This window comes from Mesorhizobium sp. M8A.F.Ca.ET.161.01.1.1 (genome assembly GCF_004792105.1).
Taxonomy (GTDB): Bacteria; Pseudomonadota; Alphaproteobacteria; order Rhizobiales; family Rhizobiaceae; genus Mesorhizobium.
Map to the genome: position 1 here is coordinate 21,040 of NZ_SRTD01000016.1, position 17,431 is coordinate 38,470.

Consider the following 17,431-nt stretch of genomic DNA (forward strand, 5'->3'; position numbering starts at 1 on the left):
CCGAACAGATGCTTGTCGCCAGTCCGTAGGAATAGGTCGGACGCATCATCAGGAAGTGGATCTGCCACGCCAGTTAGGCAGCGGCTTCCTGTAATGTTCGCTGCATGCTCGGTCGAGAACGCCACCAGACGGCATAGAGGACAAGCATCCAGATTAAAGGCAGAAGCATCAAAAGAGAAGCGACTGCAGCAATCGTCGGGTCGATTTGGTGGCGGATATTCTCCAGCATCTTCAAGGGCAACGTCCGCACCGACAGACCGCCGACCAAAGACGTTATGACCGCTTCATCGAATGACTGGAGGAATGCGAACATGGCGCCGCCGATCACTCCCGGCCTGATTAACGGCAGTGTTACGCGAAAAAACGTTTGCAGTGGTCCGGCACGCATACTCTTGGCCGCCTGCTCTAACGTCCGATCGAAGTTGGCCAACGTCGCAGAAACGATCACCACCACAATTCCAACAGCGCCGATACTGTGAGCGAGGGCGATACCACCCTTTGTGCCGATTAGACCAATCTGGATGAGACCCAGATAAGTCGCGATACCGACCACGATAACTGGAAAGGTGATAGGCGTGATTATGATCATTGTCAGCACGCCGCGAAGTCTTGCGCTTATTCGGCTCAATCCGAAAGCAGCAAGTGTTCCCAATAGAGTAGAAATAACAGCTACCTCGACACCAATCTCGACGCTGGTCCAAGCTGCTCCGCTCCAAGATGCATCGCCGAAAAACGAGCGATACCATTGAAGCGACAGGCCCGAAGGCGGAAATTGCAAAAATGCCCCGGAACTGAACGACATGATGACAACGATTATCCCTGGGAATAAAAGAAAGGCCATCACCAAAACGATAAAAACGATCGCGACGACTTTAGGCCATCGCCTTTCCGCCCCAGGCACGTAGCGCCGTCCCGTCCACCGTTTGACACGATAGGGACGCAGAATTTCGCTGAAGTTTCGTTTGATAACAAGAACAATGGGTAGTCGGGACATCGAGCCCTTCGGAGCTCGAGTTTGGCTTTGCTCTTGTTTGCCGGAGAGGTCAAGCCCGACCATGGAAAGCACCACAATGGCAAACCCGAGAAGGATGAAGGACGCAGCGGCAATGCGCGGAATATCGAACGAGCTATTCACCTCGGCCGCAATGAAGGTTGAAAGCATGGCATCGCGCAATCCCCCAAGTGCCGCCGGCGTGATATAGAATCCTAGGCAGAACACAAAAACTAGGAGCGAGCCACTCCGTGCGCCTGGAATGCTAAGGGGGAGAAATACACGCCTGAAAGCGGTGAAAGGTCCCGCTCCCATACTGCGTGCAGCAGCCATCAAGGACCGATCGATCCCCATCATCGCACTAACCAAGGGAAGTATCATCATCGGCAGCATGATGTGGACCATGCCAATATAGACCGCGGTTCGGTTATAGATGAGTTGCAGAGGTCGATCGATCAATCCGACGTCCAGCAAGATGTTGTTGATGACCCCGCGATCCCCAAGAATAACAATCCATGCGTAGGTACGCGCCAGCCCACTGGTCAAATAGGGGATGATCACGAGAGCGATGAGCGTCATGCGCAGAGTCTTGGATGCCGTGACGATCAGATACGCGGTTGGATAGCCTACGATTAAGCAGATGGCAGTTGCGACCAGACTTATTTCTATCGTTTGAAAGAGCACCCGCACATTAGCTGGCTGGGCGAAAAACGCTCCGTAGTATTGGAACGAGAAATCGGGGGCATTGACACTGCTTAGGAAAAGCAAGGTTATAGGGGCACCGAAAACCACAAGCAAAAGCGCGAACGCGGGCGCGGTTAACCCAAGTGGCACCTTGGCCATTCTGCGCAAAAGCTTCATGGATATCCCTTATCAATCGCTTATGGCGAAACGAAGCGAATGTCTGACCGCAGCCACGTGAGGCAAACCTCCTCGCCTGGCTGGAAAACAGGTTGGTCTGCCGCGACATGTTCCCGGACGATGAGAACATTGTTGCCAACGCGAACATGGTATTTTCGCAGAGGGCCGGCAAAAATCATATCGTCGACCGCACCGGCAACATATTGCCGCTGGTCCGTTTGAGCCCACTCCGCAGTCTTCGGAAGTACACTGATGCGCTCTGGCCTTATCATCGCAACGGTGCCGATTTGCGGCGCGTTGCCCCCTCTGGCCAGCAACAAGGCATCCTCGAGAATGTTCGCCTCACCCAGAAATTTAGCGACAAAGCACGATGATGGCCGATCATAGAGGGCCTCTGGTGTATCGATTTGCTCGACACGTCCTGCGCGCATTACAACAATCCGGTCTGACAGAGTAAGCGCCTCCTCCTGGTCATGCGTAACGCACACCGTCGTGATACCGAACTCCTTGTGCAAGCTCTTCATCTCGATCTGCATCTGCTCACGCAGGTTACGGTCGAGTGCGCCAAGCGGTTCATCAAGTAATAGGAAGGGTGGATCGGCAATCAGCGCGCGGGCTAGCGCCACGCGCTGCTGCTGACCGCCACTCAATTGGGATGGCATGCGACCGCCGAATTCCCCTAGATGCACGCGCTCAAGCATACGGGCTACCCGAACCTTCCTCTGATCGGGAGCCATGCCCCGCATTTCGAGAGGGAATTCCAGGTTTCGAGCCACTGTGAGATGCGGGAACAGCGCATAGCTCTGGAACACAATTCCTTGATCGCGCCGGTAGGACGGGACCGAAGCCACTGAATGGCCGGCGATCATAATATCACCCGAACTCGGGGCCTCAAAGCCGGCCAAGAGCATCAGGGTAGTGGTCTTACCCGAGCCGCTCGGGCCGAGAATCGTCAAGAACTCGCCGCGACGCACGGTCAGCGACAGATCCCTGACCGCCGGAACACTCCCGTACATCTTGGTAACACTGCTGAACTGAATTTGTGGCACCGATTGGTTCACATCTGCAGCGTCAACTTCCGAACGGGGGGCGGTATTCATTGCGTGCATGTTCACTGTGGCTCCTCCACCATCGCTGGCGTGCATTAGCAGGCATTTGCCGTACCTTCTGCCGTCGTACCCGATGCCGTGAGCGGAGAGGCTAGTGGGCTACCCCGCTCCCCGTCACATTTTCAGCATCAGTTTCGACTTTAGCCCGGTATGGAGTTACCCCGACCGGACTTTCGCACTTCAACCAACCCTACTGCAGGATCCACTCATTCCACCGCTGGATAAGCATCTCAGTGTTGGAAACACCGCTGGGGCCTACCTCATTGTACCATTTGCCGTTGATGGAAACGCTGCTCTTGATGTAATCTGGGTGGGTAGGGAGCTTGCGCGCAACTTTCTCGGGAAGAAGTTTGAACGCATTGCCGTTGCTTGGTCCCTCAGGAAACAATTGGCAAAATGCTGCCTGACGTTCCGCGCGAGTGGCGAATTCGATAAACTTCTGCGCAGCCTTCGCGTTGGGTGAACCCTTTGGAATGACCCAATAATCCCACTGCAGCTTCGCCTGGTTTCGATTGATCTCCGTCGCGGCGCCCTGATCGATCAACAGTAGAGCTCTTCCGTCATACGATTGAGCGATGTCAACGACCTTATCATGCAACATCTGTTGAATCTCTGATCCGCTGCTCCACCACTTACGGATGTGCGGCTTTATTTTGTCCAAACTGGCAAACACCCGGTCGATATCCATCGGGTAGAGCTTATCGGGAGATACACCGTCCGCTAACAGGGCCTCTTCCCAGGGTCCTTCTGAACCAAACTGGCCGGACACCAAGGTGCGAACGCCGGGAAACTTATCAGCATCCCAGAATTCAGCCCAGTTTGTCGGCCGGGGTTTATCAGCTGGGAATACGTCTGTGCTATATACCATATTATATGAGTAAATCAAATTTGCCACGCCAAACGGTTGCTTGGCAAATTCATAAATTCCGTCTAGCTCTTCTTTCCTGAACAAGGAGTAATCAATTTCTTCAAGAATTCCTTTCTTAGCTGCGACCAAGCCGGACCCTTGCGTAAGCGCCCCGACATCTACCGTGACATTGCCCGATTTTACCATCAACTCGACCTGTCCCATACCCATGTCGTCGGTGATTGGGTTGACCTTGATACCGGTCTCAGCTTCAAATGGCTTAGCGTAAGCCTCAATGTTAGCCTTTCCCCAATCGCCGCCGCCTAGCACTACGTTGATCTGGTTGGGTGTTTGGGCCGCAACGCGGCCCGCAATTGAAGACAGAGCGCCAGCCGCCATGGCGGTCGATGTCGCCTGCAGCAATCGTCGGCGATTTATTTCGTATTTCATGTCGTTACCCTCTTCTTGTGATCTCAGCCTTGATTAGCCAAGGTTGTTTTGCTTGGACAATGTCATGGTGCTAGAGCAGCCTCGGCCAAGTTGACCCAGTATCCAATGCCGTATGGCAGTGCTTCATCGTTAAAGTCGTAGGTTGGATTATGGAGAGCAGCAGTCGATCCATTTCCAAGCAGTATACATGCCCCCGGCCGCGCCTCTAGCATGTACGCGAAGTCCTCTGACCCCAAACTAGGTTTGACTTTGGGGTTCACCGATGAATGGCCGACCAGAGCACGCGCCACCTCTGTTGCCCGACGCGTTTGATCGGGATGATTGACAGTGAGGGGCTCCAGGCGGCGATGCTGAAACTCGACCTTCGCCCCGGAAGCGCGTGCAATATTTTCCGCGCACGCCTCAATCTGTTTTTCAGCGAAGTCGCGCAAAATCGGTGACAGTGTCCTGACTGTTCCGGCAATCTCCGCGCGTTCGGGAATGATGTTGTAAGCTTGTCCGGCGTTCAGCTTTGTGACGGAGATCACCAGGGACTCGGTGGGGTCCGTGTTGCGTGAGACTAGTGTCTGCAAGCCTAAAATGATCTGAGCTGCAACAACGACGGGGTCAATTGTCAGATGGGGAGCGGCCGCGTGACCCCCTCTGCCTTTGACCACAATATCGAACTCGTCGAGCGCGGCAAAAATCGAACCTTCGCAAATGCCGAACGCACCAACCTCCATGCCTGGCCAATTGTGCATGCCAAAGACCTGAGATATCCCGAAACGGTCCATGATCCCCTCCTGGACCATTCTTTGGCCGCCGCGGCCATCTTCCTCGGCAGGTTGGAAGATCAGGGCAACGGACCCTTTGAAGTTCCGGGTCGCGGCGAGGTATTTCGCGGCGCCAAGGAGCATTGCAGTATGCCCGTCGTGACCACACGCGTGCATCTGTCCGGACCTTTTCGACGTCCAAGGTTTGCCTGAAGCTTCGAGTATAGGCAGAGCGTCCATGTCGGCCCGCAACCCGATAGTGGGCCCATCTCCGAGTTGACCTTGGATCAACGCAACCACGCCGGTTTCAGCTATCCTGCACTCGATGTGGTTAATCCCGAAGGAAGCCAGCTTTTCCGCCACAAATGCCGCTGTGTCATTCACCCGATAGTCAAGCTCCGGATTCTCGTGCAGGTACCGGCGCCAAGTCATCGCTTCGATCTCGATCTCCTTGAACCTGTCAACGCCAACCATAGGCACGTTCCCGCATTTGAGTAATTTGGATCAGGCGCCGGTGCGTAATTAATGATCGATGCCACCGGTGTTTTCGTCAAATGCAGTTTGGATATCGTAACCATCTAGAACCGAGATAGCCCCGCGTTCAGGCCTCGGTGTTGGCGCCGGCGACTGCGACCCGATAACAAGCCGTTTGCCCTCAAATGGATAAGCTTCGGCCTTAGAGGACCAGCTGCGAAGTGCTGGCAATCATAAACTCTGGCTCTGCTGGCAACGGCCAATGGCAAAGGTCTGAGTAGGAAGAGCTGTCACCATCGCGACACTCCTCCCCCTCCCACGACCTACTTTCCAGGACTGCATGCGCTTTGCCACTCAATCCGCAAACCGCAGACCCTAGGCGGCGTGGACAAATTCGATGTTAGCAGGGTCGCTTTCCTGCGATCGGGTTGTTAGCATTGGGAATGACACTGGAAGAAGAGAGCGAACGAGCTACGTCGATGCTGATTGGCAAGGTTGTTCGCCGTGTCATGCGCCACCGCGATGGAGAGGTGGTGATCGAGTTTGAGGATGGCAGCCGATTTTTCGCGGATAGCGACAGCCCTCTCGAACTGTCCATCACCTTGGCGGAATAGTATATCCGCCTTACGGAATTTCGGACGTCGATGCGATTGACGTAGCCCAAGAGGATTGATTCAAGGCTGCTTTTTGGAGGCAGGTTTGAGCAGGGGCGATCTCACCGAAGCAGAATGGCGTGTTCTCAAGGGCTTGCTGCCCATCGACCCTGACAAACGCGGCCGAGGTAGACCTCCCAAGCAGAATCGTTCGATCATCAACGGCATTCTCTGGCGGCTCCGCTGCGGCGCTCCATGGCGGGATGTCCCGCCCAAATACGGCAGTTGGAACACCATCTATCGTCGGTTCCGACGCTGGAGCGAGGCCGGGGTCTGGGAGACCGTGGCGGTAATGCTCGCCGAGGTCATGGCGGACAGCGGCCACTACAGCATCGACAGCACCACAGTTCGCGCCCATGTCTCGGCAGCGGGCGGAAAAGGGGGACTCGTGCACCGGACGCCTTCCTTGCGGACAAGGGCTACGATGCCGATACCATTCGCGCCGATCTCGCCGAGCGGAAGATTAAACCCGTCATACCCGGCCGATCAAACCGCCGCGTGAAGATCGAGTATGACCGGGCGCTCTACAAGCAGCGGAACCGAATCGAGCGCATGTTCGGCCACCTCAAAATCAACCGGGCCATTGCCACCCGCTACGATCAATTGGCCAATAGCTTCCTCGGAATGGTCTACCTAGCCACCGCCAGATACTGGCTCAAATTTGTCCACGCCGCCTAGCATCACGCCCGATAAAGTGTTGGCGGGATTTCGCTCAGGAGTTCCGCGCCGCGCTCTGTCACGAGCACGTGTGCGCCGGCACCAAATAGGTAGCCACTTTCGCTGCACAAAATGTTTGGCATGTGCAGGGTCATGCCAGCTCGGAGTGGTTCATTTACATCGGGCTCCAGGCTTAGGTCGCCGCGCTCAGTCCAATTGATGCCAGTTTGGTATCCTGTTCGTTGGCGGAAGACGCCCTTGCGTCCAGATCGCTTCAACACCTCGCCCCCAGCAGCGTGAACGTCCGCCGGCGTAGCACCTGGTCGAATCGAGGAGACAAGGGCCGCAATGACCTCTTCAGCCAAGCCGTGCAAAGATTCGGTTTCGGGATGTTTGCCAAGGACTGCGCATCGAACCATTCCCACTGTATACCCGTGTTTCGAAGCCCCTATCTCCAGAAAGGCAGGTTCGTTGTTGCTGAGAGGATGATGGGTCGCTGGCGCATGGGGCAACTTCACTCGCTCTCCAAACAAAATGGTACCCGGCGCAAGCCCGATATCCCCAGCGGCGTTGCTGGGGTCGTTTGTTACCGCCGCAGCTAGGGCCGCTGCCATTTCGATCTCCGTAATGCCGGGACGAAGCGATTGCTGAAAGGTTCGAATTGCCACGTCAGTGAGTCGAACAGCATCGCGCATACACGCCAACTCAAGTTCTCCTTTCACTGCTGACACTGACGAGACCAGTCGGGTGACGTCAGTAATCTTCAGATCCGGGAGCTGGTCTTGGACTGCGCGCACGTCGGCGGGCGCGAGATTCCAGCAGCCAAGCTCGAAACCGACTCGCTTATTGTCCAGTCCGAGTCGACGCAATACATCGGCGCAGACCCTGCCAAAATCAGGCTGATGTGTATAGGTTTCAATTTCCTCGATGCAGCTATATGAACGTACTGCCTGCTCGTCATATTCTCGGACAACAAATATCGGGACCCGACCCGGCATCAGAATAAGAGGGAAAGGCGCGAAATATCCACCGCTCCCATCGTAGCCGCTGAGATACTTCAAGTGGCCGTGCGCCGTTACTACGATTGCGTCCAAGCCTGCCGTAGCAACCGCATCCAGCACATTGTTTTGCCGGCGCTCATACTCTGATATCGGAAACTGTACACCAGTCAGAGGAATTGCGGAGCGTGTCGTCGCCATATCTCACCTCAATCAGTGTGTCGTGGTTTGGTTGCGCAAAACGCGCGATCGCGTCCATGTTCGAAATTGAACAAAAGCTTCGCCGGCTCATGCGGGGTGACAATCCCCTTTCCTGGCGGCTAGCGTCAAATGCTGTTTTTATATCGGCTGCATCTCGCAGCGAGATGCGCATAGTGCCTTCATCGGCCGCTCAATGCAGGCAACGCTGGTCTCCGACAGCTTTGTTCTCGCCAGAGGATCGCCGACAAAGGCGCCGAGTTGCTCGGCAAGCTCGTCAGCCTCGGCCAGAAGAACCATGCTGACGACCTTGAGCTTGGCAGCGAGTCGGCGCGCCTTCGCATTCTTGCCGGCGAAGCCGCCGACGCCGGGGGAACTGTGCCGGCGCCACGCAACAGCATGTTTGCACTGATGTAAGGCCGCTGCGACACCAGCGACGGCTCTCCGCCGCCACCTCCGCATCTCGCTACCAGATGACACTAATACAAAGACTGCATTTGGCGCATCCGACGTGTAAGAGGATCGTGTCGCGCGAAGTGGTTAAGCTTGGCGGAACCGAATCGGTCGGAGCAATGAGCAAAGCGGCGGGCGCAGATGCGGATGTAGTTTCGCCGAAGACGTTTGCGCCGCTCAGGAATACGACATTTCGCTCAATCTGGTTTAGCCTCTCAAGTCTCTTCCCTTGGCTGGCTGATGCAGACCGTTGCTATCAGCTGGCTAATGGCAACGGTTCCGACCTCCGATCTGATGGTTGCGCTCGAGCAGGCTTCGTCTAACCTGCCCGCTTTCATTTTGTCCATTTTCGCTAGGGGTTCTCGCCGACAACTTCAGCCGTCGAAGAGTCATGTTCGCCGGCCGATGCCTAATGGTAATAGCATCCGCGATGCTACGGCTTCAGTGGTGCTGGGCTTTATCGCCCCGTGGATGATCTTCGGCTTCAGCTTCTTGATCGCAAGTGGTGCCGCGCTCAACGATACCGCCTGGCAGGCTTCTGTTGGCGATATTGTGGACCGACGCGAAGTTCCCGCTGCCGTCACCCTCCTCTCCATTGGCTTCAACACTGCACGGACCGTGGGACCGGCGCTCGCGGCATCATGATTGCGTCGTTCGGACTTATGACGGCTTTCGCTATGTTTACACTCACCTATATGATCCCTTTGGTCACCATATGGCGATGCAAATGGAAGGTTCGCTCCTCACTTCTCCCACGTGAGTCAATGAGGACGGCCATCTATGACAGGCTGCGCTTCACAGCGATGTCATCGGAAATCAAGACGGCGATCGCCCGCGGAACCTTCTTTGGCCTGTCGGGCATCGCCATACTCGCACTGCTGCCATTGGTTGTCCGCGATCAGCTGGGCGAAGGACCGCTCGCCTATGGCACCATCATCGCCGGCTTCGGCACAGGCGCCGTCATGGCTGGCGTCGCCAACAGCCTATTAAGACGGAGCTTGTCAGAAGAGCAACTAATGACGCTGGCATGCGTCGCCTGTGCGGCGTGCTCCCTTTTTCTGGCACTGCCTCTTCCATTGCGAGCGGCGTCCTGTTTCCCCTTCGCGAGGGTCGCGAGGCCGAGCCCGACCCTTTGGAGGAATTCGACGCGCCGGCAGTCGCCCTCAGTCTCAAGCCGAGAAGCGGCCCCATCGTGGTCAAAGTCGAGTACCTCATACTCGTGGAAAATCTAGAAGAATTCCTCGCCATGCGCGGGTGCCGGCATGTACAGAGTCGCGTTGGTGCTCGGCACTGGACTCTCCAGCGCAACCTTCAGGAGCCTGTGCTATGGACGGAGACATTCCGTACGCCGACCTGGACCGACTACCTTCGCCTGAATCATCGCCTTACCGAGGCCGACAAGGAACTGGACGAGAGAATCATCCTCCTCCACAAAGGAAAGCATTCTCCACGAATAACATTGTCAATCGAGCGCCCCACGAGTGCTCCACGCAAGCCTGAGTCATCAACGCCTTTTTTCCCCCGCCATTCAACGAAACGGCCAGCGTGCCACCGCAGGCTGAATGAAGATACATAAGAAGGCACGTCAACTGCTAACCACATCGGGCGGGCAACAAGCATCGCCGCCTTCGGGTATATGACAGACAGAATGTAGCGGACTTGAAAAATGAAAGGCGCTCACCCACCGCCAACATTTCTCGGCTGGTTCCCGGCATTCAAGGTCCTGCGGCTATACGCGAAGGCGGCAAGCCGCGTTGAAGTCGTCGATATTCAGTCGCATCGAAGGACAATGACGTGTTGCCCTGATGCCACTCTCTGCGAGGTTAGCTTGTTTCTCGGATGAGGAGACAGACAATGGTCTGCCCCCTGAAAGGTCCTCCCTGAGGTATGTGTCCATTCTTGAACTCGGCTCGACAATGATAGCGAACCCTGTTGACCGTCGCACTGTCAGTCTCGAATCAAGTGCTCTCCTACAGCAGATGCGATTATCGCCAATGCGTACTGGTAGCGCCCGAAGCGCGCGTTATCGGCAGCCGCCGAGGGCCGTGATGCGGCCGCGATCGAGCCTTGTAGTAACAGACGCGCTCTCCGGTGGTCGGGCCAGCACCTTACCCCTCTTCCCTATGGCCCCAAGGCAGAGCAATTGCCAATGCGGGACATCCCGCTTCTAAGTCTCCTGCAACATTATTGGAGGCCGCGACGGCCCTGCTCGTGACGATCAGGGGTGGTCGCCGCACACCAGCGGGATCATTGCCCCACAAGCGCATCCAGATTCCGGCCGGGCGTTCCGCTGTCAATATCAAAGTCGGCCGGCGGGCGCTAAAGTGTCGATCCTCACCTTGCCGCCAGGTGAGTTCGACCGATATGTTCCTGCTACAATGGTAAGCGGCCTATACTGTCGCATCCTCAACAGTCAGCGGGAGACAGGACGACCCTATGTTCGAGCTCCCTCCGTATGGACTCCTCTGAATATAACAAGGGCTTGTATTCGCCCCGTTGCCAATCGTGATTGAGGTCACGATAATGACTTGAGATCGGAACACCCGACTGACCTGGATTGTTAATAAAGAGACTGTCATCCCATGACCCAACGTCCATGATTATCCGCACTGACGGTCCTTCTGAAACAGAGAATTGGCCGCTTCGGTAACTCGAAAAATTGAGCGTTGAGCTACTTCCGCCGAGGGCTATGGCGCCCAACGACCATTGTTCAGACGTCAGTGCCTGCAGAGGGTGGCGCAAATCAAGCTTATGTATACTGCCCCATGCCCATGAGGCAGAATCGTCGCCAAATCGACATATGCATTCACTCCAGGCAGAAGTTAGGGATTCCATTATGGAATGCTTCAACTTTTCACTAGGCTCTGCCTGTTCGAGCCAAGAGGCTATGGCCGAAGGCTGTAAAGGCACGAGCAGTGCCAACACTTCATCGTCAGCGCTTTCTAAGCGAGCTACTGTCGGGCCAAGGTGTTTGCTAAGCCAAATCTCAAAGAACGCGGCGGCTGGCGAACTCGCATCCAAATGCCGGTCCCAGTTAGAAAATAAGTGCAACGCAGGCATGTTTGCAACCGAACCGAGAAGAGTGTCTAGTTTCGCAAGAATACGAACTGCTATCGGCGAATACACCGAACATTGCAGCGACATGCAGTCCCGCAACGAGATCTTCTCTGATCGTGAGAGAGTTGTATGAAGGGTATCATGTCTGCTGCTGTCAGACCACTCGTAGCCAAAAGCAGGATGCGATCTACTCCATTCCTCCGGAACATTCATTGCGTTGGCAGTGGCGACAAAACCTTTGGCGGGGTTCATCTCGAACGGCCCATCGTCCGGTGACAAATACCCTTCCCATTCGAACCGACCGTCTCCTGGAACCGGAAGCAGGCCGTCCCAATTTCTTCGGACCGGAGCCGCACCTGACGGTTTCCACGCAATTACATTCGACGTGTCCGCATAGATGTGATTAACTGAAGGACAACCCCAGTTTGCTAGACTGGAGGTGTATTCTGAAAATGTCTTAGAGCGCATTACGGCCAAGCTGGCCATGTAAGGTGCCATGCCGGGATCCATCCATACGGTTCTCAGTGCGAAGGCGCGGTCTTTTTCAGCATTTTGGTTTAAAATGGGTCCATGGCGTGTGAACTGAAGCTTTACCTCCTGGTCGGTGTGGGCGCGAACTGGAATTTTCTCGTGTATAGTCTTCACCTGCTCCCAGGCCCCTTTATATAAGTATTTATTTCCCTCACTCTTGGTTTCGTAAACATAAATATCTTCTTGGTCAGCGCCGAAAATAGTCAGACCAAAGGCGGCTGTCCCGTTGTGACCCATGGAGATTCCTGGGATCATAGGCTCTCCAGCGCCAATTACATCGAGCCCGGGCATACTCAGGTGTACAAGATACCTGATGGACGGAAGGACGTGCTTGCGATGCGGGTCTAGAGCAAGGATTGGTCGCTCCGTTGTGGTTTTTGTTGCGGATATGGCCCAGTTGTTTGAGCCCTCTTGGAACACCGTCTGCATGATCTCATCACTCGGTGTTACGCGGGTCCAACGGTCAGCTTCCTGAAGACTTGCTGCAAGTCTTTCCCTCGAGAATGAGACGGGACAGATTGCCAAGCGAAAATCCTGCAGTACTCGATCTGTCATAAAGGCGAGGTCAAGGCCCTCCGCTGGTCGTGGCGCTATCGGAGGTGACAATTCTTGTCTCAACCTGTCGAGGCGGGTACCTCGTTCCACACCTGCCAATGCCATCACCCTGCAGCGCAGAAGCTCCGAAATCGCATTTCGGGTTAGTGAGTGCGTTCGCACGCGAACGACGTCTTCGGGTTTCCAATAGTCGGGAGTGTGACCGAGGAGGCCAAACTCGGGTGGCAAGGCAATCAAACCGTCATGGCAACTGTCTACGTAGGAATTGATCCCCTCGGCAAACGCTGAGCATATCTCTTCGGAATCCGGGCCGTACGCCTGCCATTCTGCACTCATGGCTCCGCGAAATAAAAAGAGACGCGCCGCCCGATCCTGCTCCAAATATCCGGGGCCAAAGTCTCGTGACAGGAGACCGAGACCTCGTTTGCGCGCAATATCAATTTGCCAGAGGCGGTCTCGAGCTGCATTCCAACCCTGCGCGAAAAATAGGTCGTGCAAGTTCTGAGCCTTGATATGAGGAACCCCCCATTTATCAATGTCGATCGTGACCTCACTCTTAAGCTTGTCGGAGCTGTGGCGGTCGAAGGTTATGTTCTTTAACATGTGTTGATCCGTTTGGTTCACCCAAAGATGGTCGGGAATCTGCCAGAGGACGACGTCTGCAGATTGTGGTCGGTTGCGGGCAGAGGGTTGAGGCCGCACTCTTGCAACCTGATCATGTGTGGCGAGCCAATCCTCAGCGCGCCTGGACGCGAACTGGCACGGTGGGCTGCGCACAAGCTCAGCGGGATCCTACTCTCGCGCTTCCGGGAACGAGGCGCTTGCCGAGAACGCTCTGATGTATGTCAGCCAATACGTACGAATACAATATCCGCACATGTTGTCTCGCTGGCCTGAGGCAACGCATTCGATACACAGTAACTCGGTCGAACGGCCTCGTTGAAGGATGGCTCCCTCAATGCGACAAGATCTGGCTGAGAAACAATTTCGTTCTTTCGTGCTGCGGGTTTCTGAAGAAGTCGTGCGGTGTACCCTCTTCGACGATCTCACCTCGATCCATGAAGATTACTCGATCGGCCACGGCGCGCGCAAAGCCCATCTCGTGGGTGACGCATACCATGGTCATGCCGTCGCGTGCGAGTCCGGTCACAGTCTCGAGCACTTCAGCGACCATCTCTGGATCGAGCGAGGAGGTCGGCTCATCGAAGAGCATGACTGCAGGCTCCATACAGAGGGACCGGGCAATTGCGACGCGCTGCTGCTGTCCCCCGGAGAGCTGAGCCGGATATTTGTTCGCCTGTTCGGGAATGCGCACGCGCTCTAGGAATTTAAGCGCGATCTTTCTAGCCTCACCCTCTGGAACGCCCTTTATCCACATCGGCGCCGCCATACAGTTCATCAGCACGGTCATGTGCGGGAAAAGATTAAAGTGCTGAAAAACCATGCCGACGCTTTTGCGAACTTCAGCTACGTTGCGCATTTTGTTATGTAACCTAATCCCAGTGACGGTAATCTCGCCATCCTGGTGCGCTTCGAGCCGATTGACGCAACGGATCAGCGTCGACTTTCCCGAGCCTGAGGGCCCACAGATGACGATACGTTCGCCCTTGCGGACGGTTAGGTTGATGTCAGTTAGTGCTCTGAAGGCACCATACCATTTGGATACATTCTTAGCTTCGATGACTTCGTCGCTCAACATTGCATCTCTCTTGTTCATTGGCGCATCTGTAAGTGCCTTGAAAATGGCCGAACCAACTTAGACGTCTTTTTTAGCTTGACCAATGAATTCACGATCATCGCTTCTTACTTCTGGCAAAATGGTCCTCGATCCGGGATTGGACCAGTTCCAGGCAGGCGGATAAAATCCAATAAATCATTGCCGCTGTTACTAGCATCTCCATAGTATGGAAGGTTGGCTGGCCGAGTGAGTGAGCTAGATACGTCAGCTCCCAAACGCCAAGAACCGAAACGAGAGAGCTGTCTTTGAGCATTGAGATGAACGTGTTTCCCATCGGGGGAATGATAACCGGAAGCGCTTGCGGCAGAATGATTCTGCGCATTGTGAGCGCAAAGCCGAAACCTAATGACCGGGATGCCTCCCACTGGCCGCGATCGATGCTGGCTATGCCCGAACGGAAGATCTCCGTCATGTAGGCACCACTGCATAGCGAAAGCGCCAACACGCCTGCAGGCACGGCATTAATAACGTAACCTACCTGGGGCAAGCCCATGTAGATCAGATAAACCTGCATGAGAAGCGGCAGACCCCGGAAGCATGAAGTGTAGAAGCTGACTATCGCGTAAGCCATGCCGTTGCTTGACAGTTTCGCAATCGCGCCGATTATTGCGATAGCCGACGCAAATAGCAGTGACATCGCTGATACGTAAACTGTAGTAACTACCCCCTGCGTAATTAGAAATGGCAGGTTTGCCCAAATAAATGGCATGCTTAAGTCAAATGCCGCGAAGAGCGAAAGGAACAGTAGCACCAACTCAAACCATACGATCCCGATTTGGATTTTGAGCGGGACAAAACCAATCAGCACGAGGTTGAGGCAGAACATTGCGGCAATTACAAAAGCGATCGCAATGCGACTGTAAAACTTCACTTGTGCGTGATCGCCAATCACGGGCCGTAGGAGTTCGCCCATCGTGGTGCCCGCTACGTTGAAGATAAGAAAAACCGCGAGCACAATTGCAAATATGCAGCCGATAAACCATGGCTTGTGGACGAGCACCTCAGATTCAACTGTATCGTGGTAAAGCATAAGCATTTTCTTCCTAAGAAGAGGCGCCCCCGGGAAGGGGACGCCCACGATTGTGTCATGTTATTTATCGACGCTGAAATCCCCCCCGAACCACTTGACCGAGAGTTTAGCAAGAGTGCCGTCATCCTTCATCTTCTTGACCGCGGCAGCGACCTTGTCGATAAACTCCTTATCGCCACGCTCGATTGTGACAGCGCCCGGGGCGTAGAATAAGGGATCGCCAATAACCTTCAATGGATAGCCAGATTTGATTGCCGCAGCCGCCGTCGTTCCTTCAGTAATGACGCCATCGAGACGAACACCATCGCCGAGGCGCAGGTCGTCAAGCGTAAGAGAGTTAGCACTTGGATAAGCCTTCACTTGGCCCGCTGTAAATTGATATTGTATTGGCTTAGCGCCGATCCATGCCGGTGTGAGCTTGTGATTGGCATACAAATCGCCAAGAGTTCCCGCTCGGACGCCGACGATCTTGCCCTCCAGGTCGGAAGGCTTCGTCGCTTTGCTATCCTTGTGAACGACAGCGACTTCGCCTTCGTAGAAGTACATGGCCGGGAAGGCGAATTTTTTGGCGCGATCGTTGGTCGGCGTCATTTGACCCATGGCCATGTCCCAACGCCCCCCCCACTGGCCTGCCTGAATGATATCCCAGCCCGGGGTCACGAATTTGATCTTCACGCCCAAGTAGTCCGCAATGCCCTTCGCGACCTCTACATCATCACCGTCGAGTTCATGTTGGTCGTTCAAGTGAGACAAGGCTCCCCAGTCGGACCCGACCGCTACCGTCAATGTCTGTGCCGCGAGCACACGATCAAGGACTTCGCCGGCGCAAGCCTTGGCTGACAAAGACATCGACGCAACCGCCATGGAGACTGCAACTACGACCGTCGTTACATGATTGTTCATCTATAGTTCCCTTTTTTCTCGTTCTTATTTTCTTGAAAGCTACCTTCGTCGCCACCGAGAGGAGTGTCTTAGCGGTGCGCCATTGCTCCCTGCTGATTGGACCCATCCCGGTCCGTCATTTAACGAACGACACCTTATCGCTCTGCATTGTTGGCATTCAGCGAAATCGAGTTCGATGATGCAGGTTTCCTGCGAACTACCCTTGGCTTTCGCCGGATCGCTCTGGCGATTTCACAAAGCACGGATACCCTGGCCTCAGAGAGGTCGGCGAACTCGCCAACTCGCTGGACTCCGAAGGCTGCAGATTGCATCGCCACAAGACGTCTTGTTTGGAAGGATCTAAACTGGACTGGCGCGTTGAATTACAACTTGCAGGGCTGACTCTGGTCACGTGGGAACTGCGGTCCAAGCCCCTCTCTCTCCCTAATCTCGACCTCCCTAATCTCGACCTCCCTAATCTCGACGACCTCTTCGCCGGCCGTGTGCGCACCCGCTACTCAACCGTCGGGGCGCTCGAGGAAGAATGCTTCTCTGCCGACATCGTGGTCGGGGCCGTGCTGATCGCCGGTGCTGCCGCGCCAAAGCTCGTCACCCGCGAAATGATGTCCGGCATGAAGAAGGGCTCGGAGCTGGTCGACGTCGCTATTGACCAGGGCGGTTGCTTCGAGACGTCGCATGCGACGACTCAAGCCGAGCCCACCTACGAAGGCGACGGCGTTATCCACTATCGCGTCGCCAACATGCAGAGTCGCCCATGCCATTTCGCGATTTCTTGCCTTGCGAGTTCGCACGTATCCCTCTGGGTCAACATCGTTGATAGACCAGAGAATTTTTGACTCATCGTAGCTCGGACAGCGGAGACGCGTTACAATTGTCAACCCGTTCGGACCCGGTTTAATCGAGATGTACTCGGCATACTGCGCATGATGGCTCATGCCTCTTGTAGCTGGAAGCGTTCGGCAAGTTAGGTCCTACTTGCCACGCGAGAGCGGGGCCGCAAGTATGCGCCGGCCGCAATACAACGCTGATTTGCTGCGTTGTCGAGGACATTTCGCATAGAATGCGCGCCTGCCGCTGCTATGATCATAACATGTTGTGATTTAGTCCAGTCCGAACTCCCGAGGTTGGGTCGCAACTCTCGATAGCCAGCTGGCGCCGGGGGCGCCTAGGCATG

The 17,431-nt window shown here is 55.2% G+C and carries 11 protein-coding genes and 3 pseudogenes; 5 read left to right on the top strand and 9 right to left on the bottom strand.

Annotated elements, in window-relative coordinates:
• Positions 1-73 precede the first annotated feature (73 nt).
• From EN804_RS27975 to EN804_RS27990, 4 genes are all read right to left on the bottom strand, one after another.
• Positions 74-1,852 carry an ABC transporter permease subunit gene (locus EN804_RS27975; RefSeq protein ID WP_063169314.1) on the bottom strand — a complete coding sequence of 593 codons (1,779 nt, stop codon included), beginning with the start codon at positions 1,850-1,852 and terminating at the stop codon, positions 74-76.
• A gap of 20 nt (positions 1,853-1,872) precedes the next feature.
• Positions 1,873-2,961: an ABC transporter ATP-binding protein gene (locus EN804_RS27980; protein WP_224570037.1), complete on the bottom strand. Its 1,089-nt coding sequence runs from the start codon at positions 2,959-2,961 to the stop codon at positions 1,873-1,875.
• Positions 2,962-3,151: 190 nt separating this feature from the next.
• On the bottom strand, positions 3,152-4,258 hold the full coding sequence (locus EN804_RS27985; RefSeq protein WP_063169315.1) for an ABC transporter substrate-binding protein: 1,107 nt from the start codon (positions 4,256-4,258) through the stop codon (positions 3,152-3,154).
• Between the two features lie 62 nt (positions 4,259-4,320).
• Positions 4,321-5,484, bottom strand: a complete 1,164-nt coding sequence (locus EN804_RS27990; protein ID WP_063169316.1) for a M20 aminoacylase family protein — start codon at positions 5,482-5,484, stop codon at positions 4,321-4,323.
• A 443-nt stretch (positions 5,485-5,927) separates the two neighbouring features.
• Between EN804_RS27990 and EN804_RS37380 the strand changes: the two genes are divergently transcribed.
• Both EN804_RS37380 and EN804_RS27995 read left to right on the top strand, forming a co-directional pair.
• Positions 5,928-6,098, top strand: a complete 171-nt coding sequence (locus EN804_RS37380) for a hypothetical protein (protein WP_164548526.1) — start codon at positions 5,928-5,930, stop codon at positions 6,096-6,098.
• An 85-nt stretch (positions 6,099-6,183) separates the two neighbouring features.
• Positions 6,184-6,815: pseudogene (locus EN804_RS27995) on the top strand (IS5 family transposase).
• Between the two features lie 2 nt (positions 6,816-6,817).
• On the opposite strand, the gene EN804_RS28000 reads toward EN804_RS27995, so the two are convergent.
• Entirely contained in the window at positions 6,818-7,993 is a 1,176-nt protein-coding gene (locus EN804_RS28000; protein ID WP_135921815.1) for a Xaa-Pro peptidase family protein, read from the bottom strand.
• Positions 7,994-8,251: 258 nt separating this feature from the next.
• On the opposite strand from EN804_RS28000, the gene EN804_RS37385 reads away from it, so the two are divergent.
• Both EN804_RS37385 and EN804_RS28010 read left to right on the top strand, forming a co-directional pair.
• The gene (locus EN804_RS37385; RefSeq protein ID WP_164548527.1) at positions 8,252-8,407 is read left to right on the top strand and encodes a hypothetical protein; all 156 of its coding nucleotides are present in this window, start codon (positions 8,252-8,254) and stop codon (positions 8,405-8,407) included.
• A gap of 155 nt (positions 8,408-8,562) precedes the next feature.
• Positions 8,563-10,019, top strand: a pseudogene (locus EN804_RS28010) (MFS transporter).
• Positions 10,020-10,849: 830 nt separating this feature from the next.
• Here EN804_RS28010 and EN804_RS28015 read toward each other — a convergent pair.
• The 4 genes from EN804_RS28015 to EN804_RS28030 all read right to left on the bottom strand — a co-directional run bounded on the left by EN804_RS28015 (position 10,850) and on the right by EN804_RS28030 (position 16,257).
• Positions 10,850-13,189 (bottom strand): penicillin acylase family protein, encoded by a 2,340-nt coding sequence (locus tag EN804_RS28015; protein WP_063170375.1) that lies wholly within the window; start codon positions 13,187-13,189, stop codon positions 10,850-10,852.
• Positions 13,190-13,541: 352 nt separating this feature from the next.
• On the bottom strand, positions 13,542-14,285 hold the full coding sequence (locus EN804_RS28020; protein ID WP_135921822.1) for an amino acid ABC transporter ATP-binding protein: 744 nt from the start codon (positions 14,283-14,285) through the stop codon (positions 13,542-13,544).
• A 94-nt stretch (positions 14,286-14,379) separates the two neighbouring features.
• A complete protein-coding gene (locus EN804_RS28025) occupies positions 14,380-15,354 on the bottom strand; it encodes an amino acid ABC transporter permease (RefSeq protein ID WP_063170377.1) in 975 nt (324 codons plus the stop codon).
• A gap of 60 nt (positions 15,355-15,414) precedes the next feature.
• Positions 15,415-16,257, bottom strand: a complete 843-nt coding sequence (locus EN804_RS28030) for a transporter substrate-binding domain-containing protein (protein WP_063169318.1) — start codon at positions 16,255-16,257, stop codon at positions 15,415-15,417.
• A 458-nt stretch (positions 16,258-16,715) separates the two neighbouring features.
• On the opposite strand from EN804_RS28030, the pseudogene EN804_RS28035 reads away from it, so the two are divergent.
• Positions 16,716-17,093: pseudogene (locus tag EN804_RS28035) on the top strand (alanine dehydrogenase); the annotation flags it as partial.
• Between the last annotated feature and the right edge of the window lie 338 nt (positions 17,094-17,431).

Excerpts from the sequence above, each read along its gene's own strand:
- EN804_RS28000 (WP_135921815.1), bottom strand. The coding sequence starts at position 7,993 with ATGGCGACGACACGCTCCGCAATTCCTCTGACTGGTGTACAGTTTCCG.
- EN804_RS27990 (WP_063169316.1), bottom strand. The coding sequence starts at position 5,484 with ATGGTTGGCGTTGACAGGTTCAAGGAGATCGAGATCGAAGCGATGACT.
- EN804_RS27975 (WP_063169314.1), bottom strand. The coding sequence starts at position 1,852 with ATGAAGCTTTTGCGCAGAATGGCCAAGGTGCCACTTGGGTTAACCGCG.
- EN804_RS28025 (WP_063170377.1), bottom strand. The coding sequence starts at position 15,354 with ATGCTTTACCACGATACAGTTGAATCTGAGGTGCTCGTCCACAAGCCA.
- EN804_RS28015 (WP_063170375.1), bottom strand. The coding sequence starts at position 13,189 with ATGTTAAAGAACATAACCTTCGACCGCCACAGCTCCGACAAGCTTAAG.
- EN804_RS37380 (WP_164548526.1), top strand. The coding sequence starts at position 5,928 with ATGACACTGGAAGAAGAGAGCGAACGAGCTACGTCGATGCTGATTGGC.
- EN804_RS27985 (WP_063169315.1), bottom strand. The coding sequence starts at position 4,258 with ATGAAATACGAAATAAATCGCCGACGATTGCTGCAGGCGACATCGACC.
- EN804_RS27980 (WP_224570037.1), bottom strand. The coding sequence starts at position 2,961 with ATGCACGCAATGAATACCGCCCCCCGTTCGGAAGTTGACGCTGCAGAT.
- EN804_RS28030 (WP_063169318.1), bottom strand. The coding sequence starts at position 16,257 with ATGAACAATCATGTAACGACGGTCGTAGTTGCAGTCTCCATGGCGGTT.
- EN804_RS28020 (WP_135921822.1), bottom strand. The coding sequence starts at position 14,285 with ATGTTGAGCGACGAAGTCATCGAAGCTAAGAATGTATCCAAATGGTAT.